Here is a 22,061-nt window from a genome sequence, read left to right as displayed (position 1 = left end):
CGTCCTACAGGTACCTGCCCACGTGGGGCAGTGCCTTCTTCGGGGTCTTGGCGTTGAAGCCGTCGCCGATCGCGCGCAGCCTCCACTCGCCGCCCTCGCGGCTGATGACGGCCATCGCGACCGCAGTGAACGGCATGCCGCCCTTGAGGGTGTAGCGCGCCAGCTCGGCCGAGGTCGTGTTGTCGACGAGCCGGCAGAAGGCGTTGTCGATCTCTTCGAAGGTTTGCCCGCGATACGACGTCACGATGAACATCAGGGCGTCGATGTGCGCCGGAACCGATTGCAGCGCAACGTTGATGACCTCGTCGTCGCCTTCGCCCTCGCCGGTGAGGTTGTCGCCGGAGTGCATGATCGACCGGTCGTCGCTCGTGAGGTGGCCGTAGTAGACCGTCTCGACGCACCGGCCCCCGGAGAACATCAGCACCGACGCGTCGAGGTCGATGGCGCTCGACCGTCCGAACCGGCGGGTCACCGGGTCCCAGCCGAGGCCCATCCGGATGTTGGTGAGGCGGACCCCGCCCTCCTTGCGGAGCGTGACCTTCTGACCCTTGGTCAGACTGACCGGGCGGTCCTTGCTCAGGCTGATCTCCGGTGCCCGGGGCGGAGCCGGCGGCGGTGTGGGTGCCGGCGGGGGAGTCGGAGCGGGCGGGGCCGGCGGGGGAGTGGCCGGCGGTGCGTATGTCGGCGCGGCCTGGACAGGCGCGGGGGTGGGCTCGTCGTCGACGCTGACACCGTGATCGCGGACGAGGTCGGCGAAGCCGCCGGCATAACCCTGCCCGACGGCGCGCACCTTCCAGTCCAGATTGCGGCGGTAGATCTCGAGGGCGATGACGACCGACTCGGAGGTGAGGCCGGTGACGGTGTAGTCGTAGAGTTCGCGGCCCCCGGCATCGGTGACGCGCGCGACCGGCGGCGCGAACCGGCCGAAGGTCGAGCTCGGGTCGTCGAGTGTGATGACGGCACGGACGGAGTCGATGTCCGCCGGGATCTGGTTGGTCGAGATGTGCAAGCGCGCAGGGCCGTTGGGTGACTGCTGCAGCGAGACACCGGGGCCGGTGGGCTGGTTGTAGAACACGAAGTCGTTGTCACTGCGGACGACGCCGCGGTCGGTCACCAGCAGAGCCGACACGTCCGCGGCGGTCGCGAGGTCGACGGTGACGACGATCTGGGAGGTCGGCAGCGGTCCGTTCTGGCCTTTGGTCAGCGAGGGCATGGTGCTCAGGGTAGTCACCGGCTCCGACGGCCTCCGAACGCAATCGTCCGGGCGACAGATGCGATCGACCAGGCGACAGAGAAGTGTAAGTCGGTCTGCTTATGCTGCTGGTCATGACAGGAAGCCGGGTCGGTACGCAGTTCGGGCCATATCGTCTCGACGCGTTGCTCGGCCGGGGCGGCATGGGTGAGGTCTATCGCGCCTACGACACCACCAAGGAACGCGTCGTCGCGGTAAAGCTGCTCAATCCGGGTCTCGCCGACGACGCCATGTACCAGGAGCGATTCCGCCGGGAGTCGCATGCCGCCGCACGTCTCGGCGAACCGCATGTCATCCCCATCCACGACTGGGGCGAGATCGACGGCGTGCTCTTCATCGACATGCGCCTGGTCAACGGTGAAGACCTCCGTGCACTGCTCACCCGCGAGACGAGACTGGAACCGGCGCGCGCGGTCTCGATCGTCGAGCAGGTGGCGGCAGCGCTCGACGCCGCGCACGCCGACGGGCTGACACACCGGGACATCAAGCCGGAGAACATCCTCGTCGACGCCAACGACTTCGCCTATCTCGTCGACTTCGGAATCGCCCATGGCGCCGACGACACCCATCTCACCCAGACCGGTACCGCTGTCGGCTCGATCGCGTACATGGCGCCCGAGTTGTTCGACGCGGCATCACCGGGCCCCGGGACCGACATCTACGGGCTCACCTGTGTGCTGTTCGAATGCCTCACCGGCCAGGTGCCCCATCCGGCGAAGACCGTGAGTGCCGCGATCAAGGCGGCGGTGCTGTCGCCTCCACCCGCGCCCAGTTCGGTCAACGCCGAAGTCCCTCCGGCGATGGACGCGGTCATCCGCAAGGGCCTCGCCGCCGACCCGTCCGAGCGCTACCGGTCGGCGCGGGAACTGGCGGCGGCCGCCCGTGCAGCACTGACCGGTGTCTCGCTCGAGAAGGCGCCCGCTGACCCGGCGACCAGCATCATCAAGGCGCCCCACACCGTCATCGCTCCCGCCGACTCGGCCCACGAACCGACCCAGGTGCGCCAGACGACCGGTCCCGAGAACGCCCCCGGAACCCGGCAGATGTCCGGTCCGCAGACCTTCGGCGAGTCGCAGCAGATCGCGGCTCCGCCGTATTATCCAGGGCCCCAGCAGTATTCAGGGCCCCAGCAGTATTCGGGACCCCAGCAGTATTCGGGACCCCAGCAGTATCCGGCCTACGGGCCACCGCCCGGTTATCCGCCTTATCCGCAACCGAGGCGCCGGCGTTCGGCCGCCATACCGATCCTCCTCGGGCTGATCGCGATCGTTCTGGTGGGCATCGCTGTCGTCGTCGGCATCCTGCTCGCCGACTCGGGTGGCGGCAGTTCGGAGCAGGCCGCCGAGCCGAACACCCCGACCGTCACCGAGACGGTCGCCCCGCCGACCGTCGAGAACGCACCCCAGGGGCCCCGCGCTCCGGCGGCGCCGCCGCCGGGATCCGCGCCATGCGACGGGACGGTCGGAGTGGGGACGTCGGTGACCAGCTGTCCGTTCGCCTTCGCGGTCCGCGACGCATACTTCCGCGCGGGACAGGACCGGTCCCCGCGGGTGGTGACCGCGGCGAGTCCGGTCACCGGTCAGTCGTATGCGATGAGCTGCGTTCCCGAGGGTGCGATCGTCACGTGCCGCGGCGGGAACGACGCGGTGGTGCACATCTACTGATGACGACTCCACAGCGGATGAAGTTCGTGGCGATCGCCCTCGGTTGTGTCGTGGCCGTCGCCGCCGGGTGCACGACCCCCGCCGATCCGGCTCCGATCAGCCCTGTCACCGTGACCGTGACCTCCACGCCGTCGGTGCCGCAGACACCGTCGACCTCCGTCGGGGCTCCCGGGGCGCCGTCGGGTTCTGCGTCGTACGGCGCGCTCGCCGCGAGCTTCCGGAAAGTCGCATCGTCGACCGGGCTGACCGTCGGCATCGCGGTCGCGCCGGTAGGTGGCGATGCGGTCCCCGCGCTGACCCTGGGGGACACCACCCCTCGGGTTGCGTGGTCGACCATCAAGGTGCCGCTTGCGGTCGCCGCCGAACGTCAGAACGGGCCGATCCCCGCCGCCTCTGCAGCGATCATCAACTCCGACAACGGCTCCGCCGAGGCGCTGTGGTCCTCGCTGGGCGGCGGCCAGGCGGCAGCCGACGCGGTCACCGCTGTTCTGCGGGACGGTGGTGACACCACCACGGTCGTCCCCGCGACGCCACGCCGGCCGGGGTACACGATCTTCGGGCAGACGATCTGGGCACTGCCCGACGCCGCGACCTTCACCGCACACCTCCCATGCCTCGACGGTGCGCGGTCGGTGGTCACCCTGATGGGGGAGGTCGGCAGAAACCAGCAATGGGGTGTCGAGGTCATGCAGGCGCCTCGGGCCACCGCCGTGAAGGGCGGCTGGGGCCCGGGGATGTCGGAGGGTTACCTCGTGCGACAGATCGGCCTGTTCACCTACCGCGACGGTCAGCGGACCGCGGTGTCGATGAGCGCGGTCGGCGGATCGATGACCGCGGGGATCGCGGCACTGGATGCGGTGGCCGGCTGGCTCGACGCCAACATGACCCGGCTGCCGCGCGGCCGCTGCGCCGCCTGACGACGGTTCCCGGTCGCGACAAGGTCCCGATTGGGTATACGAGCTGGTCACCCGTCCAACGGTCGCAGTAGTCTTCTGTTTCTAAAGTGACTCAGGAGAATATTGTGAAAGTTGTGACTCGGTTCGCGTTGGTCATCGGAGCCTTGATGATGTCCGTCGTCGTCGGAACCGGGAGCGCGAACGCGGTCCCGCTCCCAGCGCTCCCGCCGCTGCCCGAACCGTTTGCGTCCTGGTTCACCCCGCCGGAGCCCGTCGAGAAGAAGCTGGCCAAGAGCTACGCCGCACTCCAGAAGTCGATGAAGAAGTCGCTGCCCGGACAGCTCGGCGTCGCGATCGCGCCGATCGGCGGCGACCAGGTCATCTCGCTGGGATCGCTCAAGGCGGGGCGGGCGTGGTCGACGATGAAGGTGCCGGTCTCGCTGGCGGCCCAACGCAAGCGGGGGCCGGCCGTCGCGGTGATGGAGAGCAAGGCGATCACCTTCTCCGACAACGACGCCGCGGGTGAGCTGTGGGGTGCGCTCGGCGGTGGTCACGCCTCCGTCGACGCCGTGACCGCGGTGCTCCGCGAAGGGCACGACACCCGGACCCACGTCTCGTCGGAGGTCGACACTCCGGCGTCGTTCCCGGGTTACACCTCGTGGGCGCTGCGTGATCAAGCGCTGTTCGGTGCGCACCTGCCGTGTCTTCCCGATAGCGAGAACATCATCCGCCTCATGAGTGACGTCGCCCCGAATCAGCAGTGGGGCATCGCCAAGGTCGGCCGGAACAAGGGAGCGGTGACCGCAGTCAAGGGCGGCTGGGGACCGGCCACGTCGAAATCCGGCGGCCACCTGGTGCGTCAGCTCGGCATCATCAGCACGGTCGACGGCCAGGTCGCGGTGTCGATGGCGGCGATCCCGCAGAGCGGATCGTTCACCGACGGCACCAAGATGCTCACCCGATTGGGCAACTGGCTCGGCAAGAACCTGGCCGAGCTGCCCAAGGGGCGGTGCTGACCCGACCCGGGGAATGGGAACCCGGGCTCAGCTCACCGCGGGTGCGGGCGCGGCTGACGGTGCGCCCGCGGGCCGGCACAGGGCTGCGGCGATCGCCGTGGTCAGCGGAACCGACAGGGCGATCGCGATGCCGCCGACGAAAGATCGGGCCAGTTCGACGGCCACCACGTCGGTGGTGAGCAGACCGCCGAGCGGTTGCTGGGCCACCGAGAAGAGCAACATGAGCGGCAGGGCGCTGCCGGCGTAGGCGAAGACCAGTGTGTAGACGGTGCTCGCGATGTGGTCGCGGCCGACGCGCATCGCGGCCTTGAACGTCGCGAGACGGGTGGGTTCACCGGCGGCGGCCAACTCGAAGGCCGCTGACGCCTGCGTGATGGTCACGTCGTTGAGCACGCCGAGCGTTCCGATGATGAACCCGGCCAGCAGAAGGCCGCTGACCGAGATGTTGCCCTGGTAGACCTGCAGGTTGGTGGTCTGGTCGCCGGACAGGCCGGTCAGGTTCATCGTCTCGATCGCGAGCCAGCTCAGCAGGCCGGCCATCACCAGCGAGGTCAGCGTGCCCAGCAGGGCTGAACTCGTGCGGAGGCTGACGCCGTGCGCGAGGTAGAGCACGACGAACAGGATCACCGCCGACGACACCACCGCGACGGCGACCGGGGACGAACCGTCGAGGATGGCCGGCAGGGTGAACCCACCGAGGACGAAGAAGGCGAACGCGAGGCCGATGATCGACCGGAAGCCGCGCCATGCCGCGACGAGCACGATCGCTGCGATGAACAGGATCGCCCAGATGATCGTGGCGGTACCCCGCTGGAAGTCGAAGAACGTGTACCGGTTGCCCTCCGGGCCGGGGACCGTGGACAGTCGGATCGCGTCGCCGACGTGCAGCGTGGGCTGACCGGCCTGGGGTTCGGCGAGCGATCCCGGTACGGGCGCGCCCGCGGGGCCCGGTTCGGCGCCGGACTGCGCGCCCTTGGTCGGGATCTCCAACACCGTGTACCGGCCCTCGACCTCGCCGGAGTCGAAGCGCACCGCGTTGAGGATGCAGGGACCGCCGGCGACCGGGTTGACGGGGATGTCGGCGGTCTCGAGGACCGAGCCCGCCGCCGGGTTCAGGCAGTTGGCGCGGAACTGGTCGACGACCTCGCCGTTGACCGTCTGGATCGACCCGCCGTCGGCCGACCGGAACTGGGTGGGCACCGGATGCTCGGAATCCGACGGCCACAGGACGACCATGCCGATGGCCACGGCCACCGCGGTGACCGCCAGTGTCCCGATGACCAGCCACCGGGCGAACGGGGACAGCGTGTGGGAGATGTCGGTCAGCGAGTGCGGGTGACCATGATGTTTGCGCTCCACGCCGGTGAGCCTATGCGGAAGCGCCCGGATCGCGGAATGCGACCCGGGCGCCCGGCGGTGGTGCCTGGAAACGCGTCACAGATCGTGACCTACAGCGGCAGGAGGATGTTCTTCACCTGCGGATCGGTGGCCAGGAACTCCTGCACAGCGGGATCCTTGAACGCGGCGACGAGGTTTTTGATGTTGTCGGTGTTCTCCCACTCGGTGCCGATGGTCAGCTGTCCGGCGAACTCGTCGGGGGCCGGGGGAGCGTAGATCTGCTTCTCGATCGGGATGTCCGCGGCCAGGTAGTACTCGGTGTAGCCGACAGTGGCATCGAGGTCGGCCAGCGACCGTGACTGCGCGGCGAAGTCGAGCAGCACGAACTGCAGGTTGCGCGGGTTGGTGGCGATGTCCTTCTGGGTCGCCTTCCACTTGTCGATGCCGGGCTTGAGGGTGATCAGGCCGGCGCGCTCCAGCAGCCAGAGACCCTGGGCCTCGTTCGCGGGATCGGAGTAGAGCGAGACCTTTGCGTTCTGCGGGAGATCCTGGGGGGTCTTGTACTTGTCCGACCAGATGCCGAAGCCCCAACGGAAGACGGGGGTGGCGGCGACTTCCTTGAAGTCAGGGTTGGCCTCGAGAACCTGCGACAGCCACAGCTTGTGCTGGTAGATGGTGCCGGCGACCTCGCCGTCACTGACCGCGCGGTTCAGGGTCGTCGAGTCGGCGAGGCCCTTGAACGCGACCTTGATGTCGTACTTCGGTGCGACCTCCTCGGCGATGAACTCGACGAGGGCCTGCTCGGCGGCGTTGCCCTCGGCGGTGACCACGGTCAGCGTCGCGCCCGGGGTCTCGTTGGGGGAGGCCTCATCCGAGCCGAGGAAACGCCAGCCGAGCACACCGGCGAGTACGGCGACGACGACCAGGGCGCCGGCGATCAGCGGCCAGCGCCGCCGCTTGGAGATCTCGATGTCGGAGTTGCCTGCGGGAGGCGGTGTTTCGGACGATGTGCCCGACACGCCCGTGGCGGAACCGGTGTCTTGAGACATGGTTGGACCTTTCAAGTGTGTGGTGAAGGTGATGCGAGGGGTGTACGTGCGGTGACCCGGGGGAGCCCCGGGTCAGTGGTTGACGCGCTTGGAGGTCACCGGGTTGAGGCTGCGTGCGAGCGCGTCGCCGGCCAGCTGGATGAGCGCGACCGTGATCACGAGGACGATGATCGTCGCGACCATCACGCCCTGGTCAAATCGCTGGTAGCCGTAGGTGACCGCCACGTAGCCGAGGCCGCCGGCGCCGATCGTGCCGGCGATGGTCGAGTACTCGATCATCGCGATGGTGTTGATGGTCAGGCCGCCCACGATGCTCGGCAGCGCCTCGGGAACCTGTGCCTTCCAGATGATCTGGGCGTTCGAGCCACCTGAGGCCCGGGCGACGTCGATGGTGGACGCCGGCACCGACCGCAGCGAGTTCTCCACGATGCGGGTGAAGAAGGCGATACCGGCGATCGACATCGGGACGACTGCCGCGGCGATGCCGATGTTGGTGCCCGTGACGAGGCGGGTGAACGGGATGATCGCCGTCATCAGCACCAGGAACGGCAGCGAGCGGCCGATGCTGATGACCCACGACAGCGGCGTGTGTAGCGCCCGGTTTTCGAAAAGCCCACCGGGCGCGAGGTTGTGGACCAGCGCGCCGAGCGGGACGCCGACGACGAGGACGACGACCATCACGATGCTGACCATGAGGACGGTGTCGATGAACGCCGGCCACAGCAGATCGGGGATCTCGTCGAGCGGCACGGTGATGGCCGCCAGGTTGATCGTGCTCATGCTGCCACCTCCGCCTTTTTCTTCTCGAGCGCGTCGCCGTCGGCCCGGTGCTCGAGACCGCCGACGGGATCGGTGTCCGGTTCAGGTGCTTCTCCGACGCGCGCGGCGAGTCCGAGTTCGCTTGCCGCACCGACGAATGCAGACGCATGGCCGGCAGGGACGGAGACGGTGAGATCGCCGAAGGCGGTGCCGTCGATGGTCTGGACGTTGGCTCCGAGGACCGAGATCGGGATGCCCAGGCTCCCGCCGAGGCGGGTGAGCCAGTCGGCCGGCACGGTCGTCGAGTTGTAGACGACGTTGATCGCGGTCTGGTCGCCGGTCGCGGACGCGCTGGGGCCACGGGGCCGGAGAGCCCGTCCGAGAACGGAATTCGGGTCCAGCACGAGCTCTTCGAGACGTCCGTGTTCGACGATCCGGCCGTGGTCGAGTCGACCGACGGTGTCGGCGACGCGCACGATGGTGTCCATCTCGTGCGTGATGAAGACGACCGCGAGGCCCAACTCGTCCCGGACCTCGGTCAACAGCCGGAGGAAGGTGTCGGTGGCGGCCGGGTCGAGTCCGGAGGTGGCCTCGTCGGACAGCAGCACCGACGGCTTCAGCGCCAGAGCACGTGCGATGCCCACACGTTGACGCTGGCCGCCGGAGAGCTGATGCGGGTACAGATCGGCCTTGTCGGCCAGGCCCACCAGGTCGAGTAGGTCGGCGACCCGTGACCGGGTGGACACCTTTGTCGCCCCCAGATACTCCAGCGGAAGGGCAACGTTCTGGGCGGCGGTCCGTCGCGAGAGGAGGCTCGCCGACTGGAAGACCGTGCCGATCCGGCGGCGGGCGTCGCGCAGTCCAGAGGTGCCGAGGGCGGTGAGGTCCTCACCGTTGACGACGACCTTGCCCGAAGTGGGGCGTTCCAGGAGGTTGAGGCAGCGCGCGAGCGTGCTCTTGCCTGCGCCGGACGGTCCGACGACGGCGAAGATCTCGCCGGAGTCGACGGTGAACTCCACTTCGTCGAGAACAGTGGTCGGGTTCGGCGATCCGACCCCGAAAACCTTGGTGAGTCCAACGACTTCGATCATCGTGCGGTCCCGATCACTTCGTTCCGGCGGCGGCGAGGCGGTTGCGCTCACGGATCGAGTCGTCGATCGTGGAGTTCACGCCGCCGACCCGGTAGGTCGAACCGCGGTGGTTCTCGGGCAGGTGGTCGCCACGACCGAAGAGCTTGTGCCGCAACGTGCCCGGGACGTATTCACGGTCGTAGACGCCGCGGCGCTCGAGCGCGGGGATCACGTGGGTGACGATGTCCTCGAAGGAACCCGGGGTGACGGCGTAGGCGACGTTGAAGCCGTCCACGTCGGTCTCGGCGACCCAGTCCTGCAACTGTTCGGCGACCTCGTCGCCAGAGCCGATCAGGACGGGTCCCATGCCGCCGATGCCGCCCCAGGCCGCGATGTCGCGGACACGCCATTCCTCGCCGCTCTCCGAGGCCTGCTGGAACGCGGCGACCGCCGACTGGATGGCGTTGCTCTCCACGTTGCCGATCGGCTCGTCGATGTTGTAGCTCGCGAGGTCGATGCCCATCCATCCGGACATGAACACCAGTGCGCCCTCTTCGCTCGCATAGGACTGGTACTCGGCGGCTTTCGCGCGCGCCGCCTCGGGCGTCGAGTCGGTGATGATGGTGAGCAGCGTGTAGATCTTGGCGTCGTAGGCGTCGCGCCCGGCGAGGACGAGTTCCTCGCGGATCTTGCTCACGACGTCGCGCAGGATGGCCTTGGTCGGCGCGGCGACGAAGATGGCCTCGGCGTTCTCTGCCGCGAAGCGGCGCCCGCGAGGAGAGGCACCGGCCTGGTAGATGACCGGCGAGCCCTGCGGCGACGGCTCGGACAGATGAATGCCCGGGACCTTGAAGTGCTTGCCCTCGTGTCCGATGTGGTGGACCTTGGCCGAGTCGGCGAAGATGCCCGCCTCGCGGTCGCGCCGGACCGCGTCCCGCTCCCAAGAACCCTCCCAGAGCTTGTAGAGCACGGTCAGGTACTCGTCGGCGTGGTCGTAGCGGTCGTCGTGCGCGAGCTGGTCGTCGTCGCCCATGTTGCGCGCACCCGACGGCAGGTAGCCGGTCACGACGTTCCAGCCGACACGGCCCCGGGTGAGGTGGTCGAGCGTCGACATGCGGCGCGCGAACGGATAGGGATGCTCGAAACCGGTCGCGGTGGTGACGCCGAATCCGAGGTTCTTGGTCGCGTGCGCCATCGCCGAGACCAGCAGAAGCGGGTCGTTGACGGGGATCTGGGCGCCCTCGCGGATCGCGGCTTCATCGGTGCCGGACAGGACATCGTAGGTCCCGAGGACGTCGGCGATGAACAGGCCGTCGAAGCCGCCGGTCTCCAACAGGCGGGCGAGATCGACCCAGTAGTCGATGGTGTTGTAGTTCCACGAGCGGTCGCTCGGATGGCGCCACAGGCCTGGGGACTGGTGCGCAACGCAATTCATGTCGAAGGCGTTGAAGCGGATCTTTCGGGTGGAGCGCGCGCCGCTGTCGGGGGTCACGGCAGGCTGGTTCTGTTCAGACACCGGAAGAATGATGCTGACGGATCTGCAGACCCGCCATCTTTGCGCGCACGGCGAACTAAAATTGCCGCATGCGCGCCACAGATGTGCTAATCGATGGTCTCGGACGCATCTCCGAGAATGTTCACGCGGTGCTCGACGACGTGGATTCGGAGGTCCTGAACCGGGCGCCGGCCCCGGGCTCCAACACCATCGCCTGGCTGGTGTGGCATCTCTCGCGTGTTCAGGACTCTCACATCGCCGATGTCGCCGGCACCGACGAGGTGTGGGTGACCGGCGGATGGGCCGACCGGTTCGGTCTGCCGATCCCGCCGGCCGACATCGGATACGGGCATTCGGCCGACGAGGTGGCCCGAGTGGTGGTCCACGATCCCGGTCTGCTCCGGGACTACTACGACGCCACCCACGCGGTCAGTGTCGACTACATTGCGTCACTGGCGGATTCAGATCTGGACCGGGTCGTCGACACCAACTGGGACCCGCCGGTGACGCTCGGAGTCCGGCTGGTCAGTGTCGTAGACGACGACGCGCAGCACATCGGGCAGGCCGCTTATCTGCGAGGCCTGTTCTCCTGAACGACTTCGGCGTCAGTCACGAAGGGTCTGTGACGGCAGTCTTCCGTAGCGTCGGCGGTACATCTGGGAGAAGCGGCCGAGGTTGCCGAAACCCCATGAGTGGGCGATCTCCGCGACGGTGACGGTGGACGGGTTCTCTCGGAGAAGCTGGTGGTGGGTGCGTTCGAGACGCGTCTGCCGTAGATACTCCGTCGGGCTCATCTGCAGATGCTGCCGGAATCCCTGCTGCAGTGCGCGGACGCGACCCCTGCGGCGACGGCGAGCCGTGTGACGGTGAGGTCCTCGTCCGGCGTGCGTTCGATCAGTTCGACGGCCTTGCGGATCTGGCGCGGCACAGCCGGTCGGTCGTCGCCGGGGATGGCCAGTAGCGGATGGGTTGCCACGAGGGTGGTCGCGATCATTCGCGACATCTGTTCGCTCAGTAGTGGTGAACGGCTCAGTTCGCCGGCCATCCGGGCATCCCGTTCAGCGAGTGCGACGACGGACTGCCAGCTGCGCGCCGAGGCCGTTGTCGCGGGGTCGCCGAGTCCGAATCGCACCGGGCGAGTGGTGTCGGCGCCCGCGAGTTGGGCGGCCTCGACGACGGAGGTGAGAGGTAGTCGGAGAGTTCGGAGTTGGCAGTTCTGCCGCCAGGTGAGTTCGAACGCGCGATAGGAGTCGATGGCGACGGATTCGCCCGGCCCGAGGGTGCGCGATTCGGCGCCCGACCGGATCGTGAGCCTGCCCCGCATCGGTGTGGACACGAGCACCCAGGCCCCCAGCGGGTCCGGGTCGATGCGTACGTCCGTGCCGTAACGGAGAGTGTGGATGGCGACGTCGGATACCGTGACCTCGGTTTGGATGGCTCGAAAATCCCGTGAGGAGCCGTATACGTTGTCCGTATGACTACGTTTGTCCTGATTCACGGTTCCTGGCACGACGGTCCGCTGTGGGAGCCGGTGATCACCGAACTCGAGGCTCTCGGCCACACCGCATACGGTCCCACCGTTGCGGGTCACGGGAAGGGGGTCGACAAGAACGTGACCCACGATGACTGTGTGAAATCGATCGTCGATTATGTGGAGAGCAACGATCTGACGGACTTCGTGCTCCTCGGTCACAGTTACGGCGGTACCGTGATCGCCCGTCTCGCCGAGGAGATCCCCGAGCGGATTCAGCGGTTGATCTTCTGGAATGCCTTTGTGCCGCAGCCGGGCAACAGCCTGATGGACGAGGCTCCGCCTCACTACCGGGAACTGTTCACGAGCCTGGCGGCCGCCACCGATGACAACACCGTCATGTTGCCGTTCCCGGTGTGGCGGGAGGCCTTCATCCAGGACGCCGATCTGGAGACCGCGACGCGGACCTACGAGCTGCTGTCGCCGGAACCGCTGCAGCCGATGGCCGACAAACTCGACCTCACGCGGTTCTACCAGAGTGAGATCCCGAAGAGTTACATCAACGCGACGGAGGACATCGCGCTTCCGCCGGGTGAGTGGGGCTGGCACCCGCGGATGTCGTCGCGGCTGGGTATGTACCGGCTCGTGCAGCTGCCGGGTTCGCATGAGGTGATGTTCACCAATCCGAAGCTGCTGGCAGCGAAGATCGTGGAAGCGGGCCGACCCTAGGGCTCCAGGCCGGTCGCCTCATTCGCACCCGTGGGTGCGAAGGATCAGGACCTGCAACCCTTGAAGGTCTGGAAATCGCCGGCAAACGCGGGGCCGCCCTTGCAGGTCGGGGCGTTCTTGCCGTCGACGACGACCTCGGCGCCCGGTCCGGCGATGCCGATGGCCAGGCCGCCGCGCACACCGGTCATGGTCACGGTCGCACCGGGGCCGAGTGCGATGGCCGCGGGTCCGGCGAAGTTGTCCGCAGTCGAGGTGGCCTTGCCGCCGTTGTCGGTGATGGCGAGCGCGAGACCGTTGGGGCCCGACTCGGCGCTGCAGGAGGTCGTGGAGGAGCTCTGACCGGGCAGGGCCGGACACACCGACGGTGCTGCACCGGCCGACGGGGCGGCGGCGAGCGATACCGCGGTGGCACCTGCCGCCGCGACGACAAAACCGAGGGCTGTACGCGCAACTGTCTTCATTTTCGGACTCCTTTGTCGAGTACTCGGCGAGTACCGGGTTGAGGTGTCGTGCATATGCGATTCGGATTCGCCGCGGGGCCGGATGGGCGGCCGGGGAAATCGTCCCGCACGAGGTGGATGCCCATTGCGCGTAAGTTGAAACTGTGCAATTGCGAATTTTCACCGAACCCCAGCAAGGTGCGACCTACGATCAGCTGCTCGCCGTGGCGAAGGCGACCGAGGATCTCGGCTACGACGCCTTCTTCCGTTCCGACCACTACAGCGGCATGGGTGGCGACGGGTTGCCGGGCCCGTCCGACGCGTGGATCACGCTGGCGGGTCTCGCGCGTGAGACCTCGCGCATCCGCCTGGGCACGCTGGTCTCGTCGGCCACCTTCCGTCTCCCGGGCCCGTTCGCGATCGCGGTCGCCAACGTCGACCAGATGAGTGGCGGCCGAATCGAACTGGGGCTCGGGGCCGGCTGGTACGAGCCCGAGCACAAGGCCTACGGGATCCCGTTCCCGTCGATCAAGGAACGGTTCGATCGTCTCGAGGAGAGCTTCGAGATCATCACCGGCCTGTGGGGCACGCCTGAGGGCAGTCAGTTCGATTACCGCGGTGAGCATTTCCAGATCAGCAACTCCCCGGCACTCCCGAAGCCGGTGCAGAACCCGCGTCCGCCGATCATCGTCGGTGGCAGCGGAAAGAAGCGCACGCCGGCGTTGGCGGCGCGGTTCGCCGATGAGTTCAACGTGGTGTTCCAGCCCGTCGACGTCGCTCGCGAGTTGATCGGCAACGTGCGCGCGGCTTGTGCCACGGCAGGGCGTCGTCCCGAGACGATGACGTACTCGGGAGCTCTCGTCTTGTGTTGCGGCAGTACCGAAGCCGAGTTCCGCCGTCGCGCCGAGGCGATCGGCCGGGAACCGGACGAACTGCGCGAGAACGGCGCCGCGGGCACGCCGGACGAGGTCGCGGCCAAGATCGAGAGCTACCGCGAACTCGGTATCACCCGGATGTATCTCCAGACACTGGATCTCGACGACCTCGACCACCTCGACCTGGTGGCGTCGAAGGTGGCACCGCAGCTCGCCTGACAAGGTGGATCGGTCCCGCGCCAAGACCGTGATGGCAGCTTCACGCGGAGGCCGGGCTCAGATCAGCGCGGCAGCGCGCTCCTGATGTGCAGCGAGTGTGAACTCGCGGGGGCACAGTGCACTGGCGCCGTCCACGGCGAGATCGCGCGCGATCCGGCCGAACGTGGGTGCCAGCTTGAAGCCGTGGCCGGACAGTCCTGCGACGGCCACGATGCTGCCCGTCGGGTCCCGGTCGACGATCGGGACCCGATCGACGGTGAACATCTCGTGGTGCGCGGTGAGGCGGACCGGCTCGGGGTTCATGTCCGGGAAGAAGTCGGTCACCTGCGCGGCGAGGTGGGCGCCGAAATCGTCGGGCAGATCGGGCAGTTCGGCGAGCGTCGGGGCGGACGGGAGGTCGAGGTGGCCGGGGCTGACCTTGACGCTGTATCCGTCGAGCGACGGCGCACCGAAGAAGTGCACGTCGCCGATGTCGCGCATGAACACCGGGAACCGCTCGGGCAGGTACCGGCCGATGTCGGTGGGCATGAACCACGAGAGCGCGAGGCGCTGCACGTGGACCAGGTCGCGGACGCCGGGCAACAGCTCCGTCGCCCACGACCCGGTCGTCACGATGGCGGTCCGGGCCCGCACGACGCCCTGGGCCGTGCGGATGGTGACGCCGTTGTCACCGGGTTCGACCGCCTCGACCGCACAGTGGTAACGCATGCGGACTCCGTTGGCCTCGGCGAGCCGCAGTGCGCTCAACACCGCGACCTCGGGACGCAGCCCTGCGCCCTGGGGATCGAGGATGCCCACGTCCGAGTCGTGGACGTCGTGCTGCGGGTACTCTTTTCGCAGTTCCTCGGTGTCGAGGTATCGGTGGGGGAGTCCGAAGGTGTCGATCGTCTCCCTGGTCGCGACCATTTCCGGCTGCGTCTCGGTGCCGATGCTCAACGCACCGACCTGCAGCAGGATCTCGGTGCCGGCCTCCTGTTCGAGCTCGAGCCACTGGCGACGGGCGTCGGTCAGCAGCGGGAGGTAGAGGCCGCCCTCCTTGTAGGCCATCCGGAACAGCCGGGACTCGCCGGCGAAGGAGCCGAGTCCGTGTGCGCGGCCGTACTGTTCGATGCCGAGGACCGACAGCCCGGGCACCTTCGAGAGGTGCCACAGGGCCATCGCGCCGACGCTGCCGGCGCCGATGACGGCGACGTCGACGAGTTCTTCGGGGGTCGATGCCGAGGTCATGCCAGCACCGGGGTGTTCCAGAGGTTCAGCGAGGTGCCGATACCGAGGGTGCGGGCACGCTCGTACACGCGGGTCGCCCACGCGACGTCCTCGACCGGCATGCCGCCGATGGAGAAGATGACGATCTGATCGGGGTCGCGCTCGGTGCCGCCCGAGGCGAGGATGCGGCCGATGTCCTCAATGCGTTCCTCGGCGAGCTTGCCCTCGTGCACGCGGTCGGTGAAGAAGCAGCCCACGATCGGGATCGAGGCGTAGGTGGGGTAGGGGAACTCGTCGGCCCAGGCCTCGTAGAGCCCGAGGTTGTCGACGACGAGGCGCACGTCGTCGGAGATCAGGTCGTCGTCGAGGCTGACCGACGACGGCATGGCGAGGTAGGCGCCGGGCTTGACCCATTCGCGTTTGAGAACGGGGTAGTTCTCCGGCGACCCGCCACTGGTGGTGCAGTAGGTCACGATGTCGGAGTCGCGCACCGCGGCCTCGTTGGTGTCGACGAATTCCACACGGATCTGCGGGAATTCGCGCTCCATCCACTCGCGGAAGATGTTGAGTCCGCGCTCGCTGCGGCCCTTCACCTTCACCAGTTCGATCCCCGGCCGGGCGACGACGAACGACTGCAGCGCGGTGCGCGCCATCACGCCCGGGCCGACGATGCCGACGACCTTGGAGTCCTCGGGGGCGAAGAGGCGGGCTCCGACGCCGGGGATCGCGCCGGTGCGCATGGCCGACAGCAGGTTGGCCGACATCATCGCACGCGGGGCACCGGTCTCCACGTCGTTGAGGACGAACAGGTGGATCGAGCGGGGGAGGCCGGAGAGCTTGTTCTCGATGTTCGATCCGTACCACTTGACGCCCGCGGAGTGGAAGGCCCCGCCCAGGTAGGCGGGCATGGCCATGAAGCGGCGGTCCTCGGTGTGGCGGGGCATGCCCGGGAACTCGGGCTCCTCCGGGAAGGAGATCATCGATCCGTGGGAGTCGCTGTTCTTGCCGGCCATGCGGTAGTCGCCGCGGCCGAGGAGGGCGAACATCTCCTCCATGGTGTCCACACAGGCGGCCATGTCGGTGACGCCGGCGGCCACCATGTCGGGCTCGGAGAGGTAGAGGAAGTCGATGGCGGTGTCGGTGGTGGTGGTCTCGACCGTGGTCTCAGTCATCGGGTGATCCCTTCGCGTGTCGTGGTGTGTGTGGTGTGGGTCAGGCGGACTGGACGACCACCGGGGTGCCGACCATCCAGCCGCCGTCGACGGTGAGGATCTCGCCGCAGATGTGGTCGGACAGCGGCGAGGCGAGGAACAGCACCGAGTCGGCGATCTGCTCCGAGGTCGCCCACCTGCCGTTGGGCGTCTGCCCCTCGAGCGCGGCCCGGATCTCCGGGGAGTAGAGGGAGGTCATGTCGGTCTCGACGAAGCCCGGCGCGACGCCGTTGACGTTGATTCCGTCTGCGGCGTAGTCGATCCCGGCCTGGCGGGTGAAGTTCACCATCGCCGCCTTGCTGGCGCAGTACGCGGCGAAGCCGGGGTTGGCGCGCAGCCCGCTGATCGAGGCGACGTTGACGATCTTGCCGCCGTTGCCGGCGTTGAGCATGGCCCGCAACGCTGCCCGGGTGCAGAAGAACGTCCCGTCGACGTTCACCGCGAACTGCTGCCGCCACATCTCGTCGGTGGTCTCGGTGGCGCTTCCGGCGAAGAGGACGCCGGCGTTGTTGACCAGGATGTCGATGCCGTGCTCGGCGGCGATCTCGCCGAACACCCGGTCCACCGCGGCGGAATCGGCGACGTCGAGCTCACGCGACTCCGCGGTGCCGCCCGCGCGGCGGATCTCGGCCGAACAGGACTCGTCGCCGGCCTTGAAATCGGAACGGTCGCCGATGATCACCGAGGCGCCGGCCTCGGCGAGGCGCAGCGCGCTGGCGCGTCCGATGCCGCGCGAGCCGCCGGTGACGACGGCGGTCTTGCCGGTCAGGTCGATCACTTGGACTCTCCTTCGATGACGTTGGACTCGTAGCGGTCCGCCCACGGCCGGACGGTGGAGAAGGCCTTGGCCGCCGCCAGGACGTCGGCATCCGCGCGGTGGCGGGCCGCGATCTGCAGCCCGACCGGGCGTCCGTCCTCGGTGAAGCCGGCGGGGACGGTGATGGCCGGCGAGGTGAGCATGTTGTACGGGTAGGTCAGCAGCCAGCCCAGGAGCTGGGTCTCCAGCGGCTCGTCGGCCAGCCACTCCGGGGCGAACTGGTCGAGCGGGAAGGCCGCTGACGCCAGCGTCGGCGAGACGAGCAGGTCGTAGTGCTCCATGAACTCGGTGAAGGTGTCGTACATCCGCGAGCGGAAGGCCTGGGCGCGGCCGACCTCCTCGGCGGTGAGGGTCTTGGACAGCTCGTGGATCTCGATCAGCTGGTCGTCGAGTTGACCGCTCAGCTCCTTCCAGTCCGGGAACAGGTCGTTGTCGGCGGCGAAGCCGGGCACCCAGATGCCTTCCCACATGGCCTGTTCCGGGTTGCCCCAGTTGGGGGTGGCCTCGGTGACCGTGGCGCCCAGCGTCTCGAATGCGGTGACCGCCTCGCGGCAGATCGCGGCGACCTCCGGGTCGACGTGGCCGACGTTGAGGTCCGGGGAGTACGCGACCCGCAGGCCGGACAGCGGCTTCTCGCCCTCGGTCCCGTCGAGTTCGGCGGCGTACGACTCGACCTCGCGGGGCAGGCTCATCGGATCGCTCGGATCGAATCCGGTCATGACGTCGAACATGAGCGCGGCGTCCTCGACGGTGCGGGTGATGGGGCCGTGGAATACCCAGGTCTCGAACTTGGTCTGCAGCAGGGCATGCGGGATGCGCCCGAGCGAGGGCTTGAGGCCCACGACCCCGCACATCGCCGACGGGATGCGGACAGAGCCGGCACCGTCGGCGCCCTCGGCGATCGGCACCAGGCCCGCGGCGACCGCGGCCGCCGAGCCCCCGGACGAACCGCCCGCGGTGTGACCGTGCTTGAACGGGTTGTGGGTGGGGCCGTAGAGGTGGCTGTCGGTGCCGCCGTAGTAACCGCCCTCGGGCGCGTTGGTCAGGCCGGTGAACAGGCCGCCCGCGGCCTTGAGTCGCGCGACGACGACGGCGTCCTCCTTGCCGATCTCGTCGGCGAACGGCGTCATCGAATGCGTGTTGGGCAGGCCGGCGACCTCGGTGAGGCACTTGATCGCGAACGGCGCGCCGTGGAGCGGTCCGAGCGGCTCGCCGGCGGCCTGCTTGGCGTCGAGTTCCCGGGCGTCGGCCAGGACCTGTTCCCGGTCGTAGTGGACGTAGGCGTTGATCAGCGGGTTGATCGCCTCGATCCGCGCACAGGCGGCCTCGGCGACCTCGAGCGCGGTGAGCTCGCCGGCGGCGATCTTGGCCGCGATCTTGGTCGCGGACATCCATGCGTACTGGTCGGCGTCCATGGACTACTCCTGAATGGGTGAGGGGGAGGTGGGAATGGTTCGGCGCGAGTGTTTTTCGGCGCCCAACAAATGTCCGTCGAAACCATTACTGGTCCCCGATACCGTCGTAACGCGCAGGTTACGGAATGGAATGGTCTGCAACACAACTAAAGTGGGCACGACCGGAAAGGTCGTGCCCACTTGTCGTGTCGAGCAGGAGACGAGGAGGTCGGTGTCTCCTACTCGGCCGGGGACTGAGCAGTTGCGGCGGTGCTCACCCCGTCGCCGGTGGCGACGACCTCGATGTCGTCGGTCCGGCTGGCCCGCAGTGCGGCGAGGGCGGACTCGCCCTTGGCTGCCGCGAACATCTCCTCGACGTGTGCGCGGTCCTCCTCGGAGTGACCGGTGACCGCCGAGACGATCAGGAAGACCGCGAGGTTGACGGCGAGGCCGACGATGCCCGAGGTCAGGCTGCCCAGGGCGCGGATGTCGTCGTTGTAGACGCCGGTCAGCGCCGCGGCGATGACGAAGCCGCTGACCATGCCCCAGATCGCGCCGTACTTGTTGCCGCCCTTCCAGAAGATGCCGAGGAACAGCGGCACCGACAACTGGATGATGCCCTGGTAGGAGATCTGGGCGAGCAGCTGGAGACGGTCGAAGTTGAACGTCGCGAAGGCGATGACGCCGGCCAGGAGCATGTAGACCACCATGCTCGCCTTGGCGATCACGGTCAGCTGGTGGTCGGACAGCGGACGCCGGACCAGGGTGGCGACGATGTCGTTGGAGACCTGCAGGCCGGCCACCTGGACGCTGGCGTCGGTGTGACCCATCTGCGCGGCGAAGACGATGACCACCGCAAGCCCCAGCATCCACGTGCCGCCCCACTGGTCCAGCAGGGTGAACCAGGCGCCCTGCGGGTTCTCCATGACCTCGGGGATGTTGACCGCGGCGAGACCGACCAGCATCAGGATGGTGTAGAAGGTCGCCGAGATGAGAATCGTTGCGAGCGTGCCCTTCTTAACCGTGCGCACGCTCGAGGCGGTGTAGATGCGCTGGAAGCTGGTGGGCCAGCTCAGCGATCCGATGACGCCGGTGAAGACGAGTGCGAAGATGTACCACGGTCCGTACTTGTCGCCGCCGCCCGGGAGCACCAGGAATTTGTCGCCGATCGCCTGCAGGTCGCCCCAGCTGATCGGGCTGCCCATCGCGCCGGTCAGCATGATGACGCCGACGAGACCTGCGACGATGTAGGCGACGAATCCCTGGAACATGTCGGTCATTATCAGGCCGCGCATACCCATCTGGACGGTCCAAAACTGGCGGATGAGGATTACCCCGAGGCCCACGCACAGGGACGCGATGACCGACCAGGCGCCGCCACTCGCGATCTCGAACAGGGTTCCCAGTGCTTGCATACCCAGGACGACCCATGGGAACAGTGAGATCACGCCGATGGCGCTGGCGATGACGCGGACAGCGTCGGAACGGTAGCGGACACGCATCAAGTCGGGCTGGGTGCGCAGGTCGTAGACCTTTCCCCAGCGCCATGCGCGGGTCGCCATGAGGTACATGAACGCGACGCCGAGTGTGGAGTACGCCAGTGCGTACATGCCGAAGACGCCGGCGCCTGCGGCGAGGCCGAAGAACGCGATGAAGGTCGAACCGGGCCACCACGAATTCACATATGACATCGCGACGAACCAGGTGCCGTATGCGCGGCCACCGACCGAGTACTCCTCGAAGGTCGGATTCGATTTCTGTTTGGTGGCGTAGAGAATTCCCACCACAATCGCGTAGAAGGCTAGAAGCATTCCGAGCATGATCACCATCAGTCGTCGCCCTCCCCGCGGATGTTCTCCACGATGTACAACGCGGTCAGGCTGGCGCCGACCAGGGCAGCGTTGACGATCCAGTACATGACCGCCCACGGGATACCGAAGATCACTGGGCTCTTGACGCCGCTGGCGCTCAGGTATAGCGGGGGGAACAGTGCCATCAACAGAGCGAATCCGTAGATGACGCCGAATGTGGTGTTGATTACCTTGCGATCCAGGCTCTTTATGAACTGAGTCAAGGAATCGGCTCCTTTCCTTGAGGTCGATCGCCCAGCGGCAGACCGCGGTCGGGCGCGGCGACGAGTGTCGAAGTGGCTCGGTTGCACCAAGAAGGTTCAGTCCGAACTTGATACGTAGGGAAGTGATCTGCGTACCGCTGTCGGTGTGTGCAGCCAAAGCATGCGAGTGGACCATTACTGGTCACGTTTCGGGTCGTAACGGACCTGTTACGCGTCGGTCGTGACCTCGCGCTGGGTGTCGTGGTGGCCCATTTCCAGGCGGTGCTGCAATCTATGGGCGCCCGGCTCCTGACCATCGCCCGGGTGTGCCGGCACGTGCAGGACCGTCCGGTCTGCGCGGAAGTAGTCGACGGACATCTCCACCGGCTCGCCGAACTGGTCGTAGGTGTTGCGGGTGACCTTGAGCAGGGGCGTACCCACTTCGACGGCCAGCGCCGCTGCGACACGCGGTGACGCACACACGACGCGGATCTGCTCGTCGGCCGTGGTGGGGCGTACGCCGTAGTGTTCGACCAGCAGTTCGTAAAGTGATCCGATCAGGGAGCGTTCGAGCAGTTGGGGAAAACGCGTGGCCGAGACCCGGAACGACTCGAGAGACAACGAATCCCCGTCGGCGAAGCGAATTCGTACGATGGCCGCGATCAGATCGTCGGAGTCGATGTCGAAGTAGTGCCGCTCTTCCTCTGTGGGGTGTTCGTAGGACGCGGAGAGCAGGCGGGTGCCCGACTCGAAACCCTGGGAACGCAGCATCTGCGGCACGCCGACGACGGTCCCGAGTGGGCGCTCGACACGCCGGCCCTCGGCCGGGTCGACCTCGTCGACGAATGTGTTGTCGGGCTGTGACTGTGCCGCGGTGAGATACGCGCCACCGGTACGGCCGCGCTTGCGGTGGACGATGCCTTCATCCTCGAGTTCGGCGAGAGCGCGACGCACCGAGGACCGAGACACGTTCAGCCGTTCTGCGAGTTCACGTTCAGCGGGCAGCTTGGTGAACCCGCGGCGTGCCAGGTCGTCGGCAAGGCGGGAAATGGTGGCAAAGGTCTCTTCGTAGGTCACTGCTCACCGTGCTCTATAGATCGGGGAATG

General features: G+C 67.5%; 22 protein-coding genes. 6 read left to right on the top strand and 16 right to left on the bottom strand.

Annotated elements, in window-relative coordinates; genetic code table 11:
* Nucleotides 1–4: 4 nt before the first annotated feature.
* Complete coding sequence (locus M1L58_RS14960; RefSeq protein ID WP_248659473.1) at nt 5–1,213, bottom strand: TerD family protein; 1,209 nt, start codon at nt 1,211–1,213, stop codon at nt 5–7.
* Between the two features lie 101 nt (nt 1,214–1,314).
* Here M1L58_RS14960 and M1L58_RS14955 point away from each other — a divergent pair, with 101 nt between their 5' ends.
* The 3 genes from M1L58_RS14955 (at nt 1,315) to M1L58_RS14945 (ending at nt 4,828) form a co-directional block, all read left to right on the top strand.
* Complete coding sequence (locus tag M1L58_RS14955) at nt 1,315–2,916, top strand: protein kinase domain-containing protein (RefSeq protein ID WP_374112730.1); 1,602 nt, start codon at nt 1,315–1,317, stop codon at nt 2,914–2,916.
* Entirely contained in the window at nt 2,916–3,833 is a 918-nt protein-coding gene (locus M1L58_RS14950) for a hypothetical protein (RefSeq protein WP_248659471.1), read from the top strand. The genes M1L58_RS14955 and M1L58_RS14950 overlap by 1 nt, the downstream gene beginning before the upstream one ends.
* Before the next feature lie 149 nt (nt 3,834–3,982).
* Entirely contained in the window at nt 3,983–4,828 is an 846-nt protein-coding gene (locus tag M1L58_RS14945) for a hypothetical protein (protein ID WP_248659490.1), read from the top strand.
* Nucleotides 4,829–4,855: 27 nt separating this feature from the next.
* Here the strand turns inward: M1L58_RS14945 and M1L58_RS14940 are convergent, their stop codons facing one another.
* The 5 genes from M1L58_RS14940 to M1L58_RS14920 form a co-directional block, all read right to left on the bottom strand.
* Nucleotides 4,856–6,187, bottom strand: a complete 1,332-nt coding sequence (locus M1L58_RS14940) for a YibE/F family protein (protein WP_248659470.1) — start codon at nt 6,185–6,187, stop codon at nt 4,856–4,858.
* A gap of 89 nt (nt 6,188–6,276) precedes the next feature.
* Entirely contained in the window at nt 6,277–7,215 is a 939-nt protein-coding gene (locus M1L58_RS14935) for a MetQ/NlpA family ABC transporter substrate-binding protein (RefSeq protein ID WP_248659469.1), read from the bottom strand.
* A gap of 72 nt (nt 7,216–7,287) precedes the next feature.
* Nucleotides 7,288–7,995: a methionine ABC transporter permease gene (locus tag M1L58_RS14930; protein WP_006867469.1), complete on the bottom strand. Its 708-nt coding sequence runs from the start codon at nt 7,993–7,995 to the stop codon at nt 7,288–7,290.
* On the bottom strand, nt 7,992–9,065 hold the full coding sequence (locus M1L58_RS14925) for a methionine ABC transporter ATP-binding protein (RefSeq protein WP_248659468.1): 1,074 nt from the start codon (nt 9,063–9,065) through the stop codon (nt 7,992–7,994). The genes M1L58_RS14930 and M1L58_RS14925 overlap by 4 nt, the downstream gene beginning before the upstream one ends.
* A gap of 13 nt (nt 9,066–9,078) precedes the next feature.
* Nucleotides 9,079–10,536 (bottom strand): LLM class flavin-dependent oxidoreductase, encoded by a 1,458-nt coding sequence (locus M1L58_RS14920; protein ID WP_308221820.1) that lies wholly within the window; start codon nt 10,534–10,536, stop codon nt 9,079–9,081.
* Nucleotides 10,537–10,628: 92 nt separating this feature from the next.
* Here M1L58_RS14920 and M1L58_RS14915 point away from each other — a divergent pair, with 92 nt between their 5' ends.
* Complete coding sequence (locus tag M1L58_RS14915) at nt 10,629–11,132, top strand: mycothiol transferase (RefSeq protein ID WP_006867472.1); 504 nt, start codon at nt 10,629–10,631, stop codon at nt 11,130–11,132.
* Nucleotides 11,133–11,144: 12 nt separating this feature from the next.
* On the opposite strand, the gene M1L58_RS14910 is transcribed toward M1L58_RS14915, so the two are convergent.
* A complete protein-coding gene (locus M1L58_RS14910; protein WP_248659467.1) occupies nt 11,145–11,333 on the bottom strand; it encodes a helix-turn-helix domain-containing protein in 189 nt (62 codons plus the stop codon).
* On the bottom strand, nt 11,330–12,037 hold the full coding sequence (locus M1L58_RS14905) for a cupin domain-containing protein (protein WP_248659466.1): 708 nt from the start codon (nt 12,035–12,037) through the stop codon (nt 11,330–11,332). Before M1L58_RS14905 ends, M1L58_RS14910 begins: the two co-directional genes overlap by 4 nt.
* Here M1L58_RS14905 and M1L58_RS14900 point away from each other — a divergent pair.
* Nucleotides 12,014–12,739, top strand: a complete 726-nt coding sequence (locus M1L58_RS14900; RefSeq protein ID WP_248659465.1) for an alpha/beta fold hydrolase — start codon at nt 12,014–12,016, stop codon at nt 12,737–12,739. The two genes, M1L58_RS14905 and M1L58_RS14900, sit on opposite strands and share 24 nt — an antisense overlap.
* Nucleotides 12,740–12,783: 44 nt before the next feature.
* Here the strand turns inward: M1L58_RS14900 and M1L58_RS14895 are convergent, their stop codons facing one another.
* On the bottom strand, nt 12,784–13,200 hold the full coding sequence (locus M1L58_RS14895; protein ID WP_006357658.1) for a DUF6764 family protein: 417 nt from the start codon (nt 13,198–13,200) through the stop codon (nt 12,784–12,786).
* A 143-nt stretch (nt 13,201–13,343) separates the two neighbouring features.
* On the opposite strand from M1L58_RS14895, the gene M1L58_RS14890 reads away from it, so the two are divergent.
* On the top strand, nt 13,344–14,273 hold the full coding sequence (locus M1L58_RS14890) for an LLM class F420-dependent oxidoreductase (protein WP_006357659.1): 930 nt from the start codon (nt 13,344–13,346) through the stop codon (nt 14,271–14,273).
* 57 nt (nt 14,274–14,330) lie between these two features.
* Here M1L58_RS14890 and solA read toward each other — a convergent pair whose 3' ends face one another.
* The 7 genes from solA to M1L58_RS14855 form a co-directional block, all read right to left on the bottom strand.
* Nucleotides 14,331–15,500 carry an N-methyl-L-tryptophan oxidase gene (solA, locus tag M1L58_RS14885; protein WP_248659464.1) on the bottom strand — a complete coding sequence of 390 codons (1,170 nt, stop codon included), beginning with the start codon at nt 15,498–15,500 and terminating at the stop codon, nt 14,331–14,333.
* Complete coding sequence (locus M1L58_RS14880) at nt 15,497–16,651, bottom strand: tyramine oxidase subunit B (RefSeq protein WP_248659463.1); 1,155 nt, start codon at nt 16,649–16,651, stop codon at nt 15,497–15,499. Before M1L58_RS14880 ends, solA begins: the two co-directional genes overlap by 4 nt.
* A gap of 40 nt (nt 16,652–16,691) precedes the next feature.
* Entirely contained in the window at nt 16,692–17,468 is a 777-nt protein-coding gene (locus tag M1L58_RS14875) for an SDR family NAD(P)-dependent oxidoreductase (RefSeq protein ID WP_248659462.1), read from the bottom strand.
* Nucleotides 17,465–18,922 carry an amidase gene (locus tag M1L58_RS14870; protein WP_248659461.1) on the bottom strand — a complete coding sequence of 486 codons (1,458 nt, stop codon included), beginning with the start codon at nt 18,920–18,922 and terminating at the stop codon, nt 17,465–17,467. The genes M1L58_RS14875 and M1L58_RS14870 overlap by 4 nt, the downstream gene beginning before the upstream one ends.
* 218 nt (nt 18,923–19,140) lie before the next feature.
* Nucleotides 19,141–20,730 carry a sodium:solute symporter family protein gene (locus M1L58_RS14865; RefSeq protein WP_204717673.1) on the bottom strand — a complete coding sequence of 530 codons (1,590 nt, stop codon included), beginning with the start codon at nt 20,728–20,730 and terminating at the stop codon, nt 19,141–19,143.
* Nucleotides 20,730–20,975, bottom strand: coding sequence for a hypothetical protein (locus tag M1L58_RS14860; protein WP_006357665.1), 246 nt, complete (start codon nt 20,973–20,975; stop codon nt 20,730–20,732). The genes M1L58_RS14865 and M1L58_RS14860 overlap by 1 nt, the downstream gene beginning before the upstream one ends.
* A 207-nt stretch (nt 20,976–21,182) precedes the next feature.
* Entirely contained in the window at nt 21,183–22,031 is an 849-nt protein-coding gene (locus tag M1L58_RS14855; protein ID WP_248659460.1) for a GntR family transcriptional regulator, read from the bottom strand.
* Nucleotides 22,032–22,061 lie beyond the last annotated feature (30 nt).

The sequence above is a fragment of the Gordonia sp. C13 genome, assembly GCF_023218005.1.
Lineage (GTDB): Bacteria > Actinomycetota > Actinomycetes > Mycobacteriales > Mycobacteriaceae > Gordonia > Gordonia namibiensis.
Note: the sequence above shows the minus strand (reverse complement) of the source record. Positions and strands in the feature narration are given on the sequence as shown.

Coding starts and splice junctions, on each gene's coding strand:
- M1L58_RS14960 (WP_248659473.1), bottom strand. CDS start 1,213: ATGCCCTCGCTGACCAAAGGCCAGAACGGACCGCTGCCGACCTCCCAG.
- M1L58_RS14955 (WP_374112730.1), top strand. CDS start 1,315: ATGCTGCTGGTCATGACAGGAAGCCGGGTCGGTACGCAGTTCGGGCCA.
- M1L58_RS14950 (WP_248659471.1), top strand. CDS start 2,916: ATGACGACTCCACAGCGGATGAAGTTCGTGGCGATCGCCCTCGGTTGT.
- M1L58_RS14945 (WP_248659490.1), top strand. CDS start 3,983: ATGTCCGTCGTCGTCGGAACCGGGAGCGCGAACGCGGTCCCGCTCCCA.
- M1L58_RS14935 (WP_248659469.1), bottom strand. CDS start 7,215: ATGTCTCAAGACACCGGTTCCGCCACGGGCGTGTCGGGCACATCGTCC.
- M1L58_RS14930 (WP_006867469.1), bottom strand. CDS start 7,995: ATGAGCACGATCAACCTGGCGGCCATCACCGTGCCGCTCGACGAGATC.
- M1L58_RS14925 (WP_248659468.1), bottom strand. CDS start 9,065: ATGATCGAAGTCGTTGGACTCACCAAGGTTTTCGGGGTCGGATCGCCG.
- M1L58_RS14915 (WP_006867472.1), top strand. CDS start 10,629: ATGCGCGCCACAGATGTGCTAATCGATGGTCTCGGACGCATCTCCGAG.
- M1L58_RS14910 (WP_248659467.1), bottom strand. CDS start 11,333: ATGAGCCCGACGGAGTATCTACGGCAGACGCGTCTCGAACGCACCCAC.
- M1L58_RS14900 (WP_248659465.1), top strand. CDS start 12,014: ATGACTACGTTTGTCCTGATTCACGGTTCCTGGCACGACGGTCCGCTG.
- M1L58_RS14895 (WP_006357658.1), bottom strand. CDS start 13,200: ATGAAGACAGTTGCGCGTACAGCCCTCGGTTTTGTCGTCGCGGCGGCA.
- solA (WP_248659464.1), bottom strand. CDS start 15,500: ATGACCTCGGCATCGACCCCCGAAGAACTCGTCGACGTCGCCGTCATC.
- M1L58_RS14880 (WP_248659463.1), bottom strand. CDS start 16,651: ATGACTGAGACCACGGTCGAGACCACCACCACCGACACCGCCATCGAC.
- M1L58_RS14870 (WP_248659461.1), bottom strand. CDS start 18,922: ATGGACGCCGACCAGTACGCATGGATGTCCGCGACCAAGATCGCGGCC.
- M1L58_RS14865 (WP_204717673.1), bottom strand. CDS start 20,730: ATGGTGATCATGCTCGGAATGCTTCTAGCCTTCTACGCGATTGTGGTG.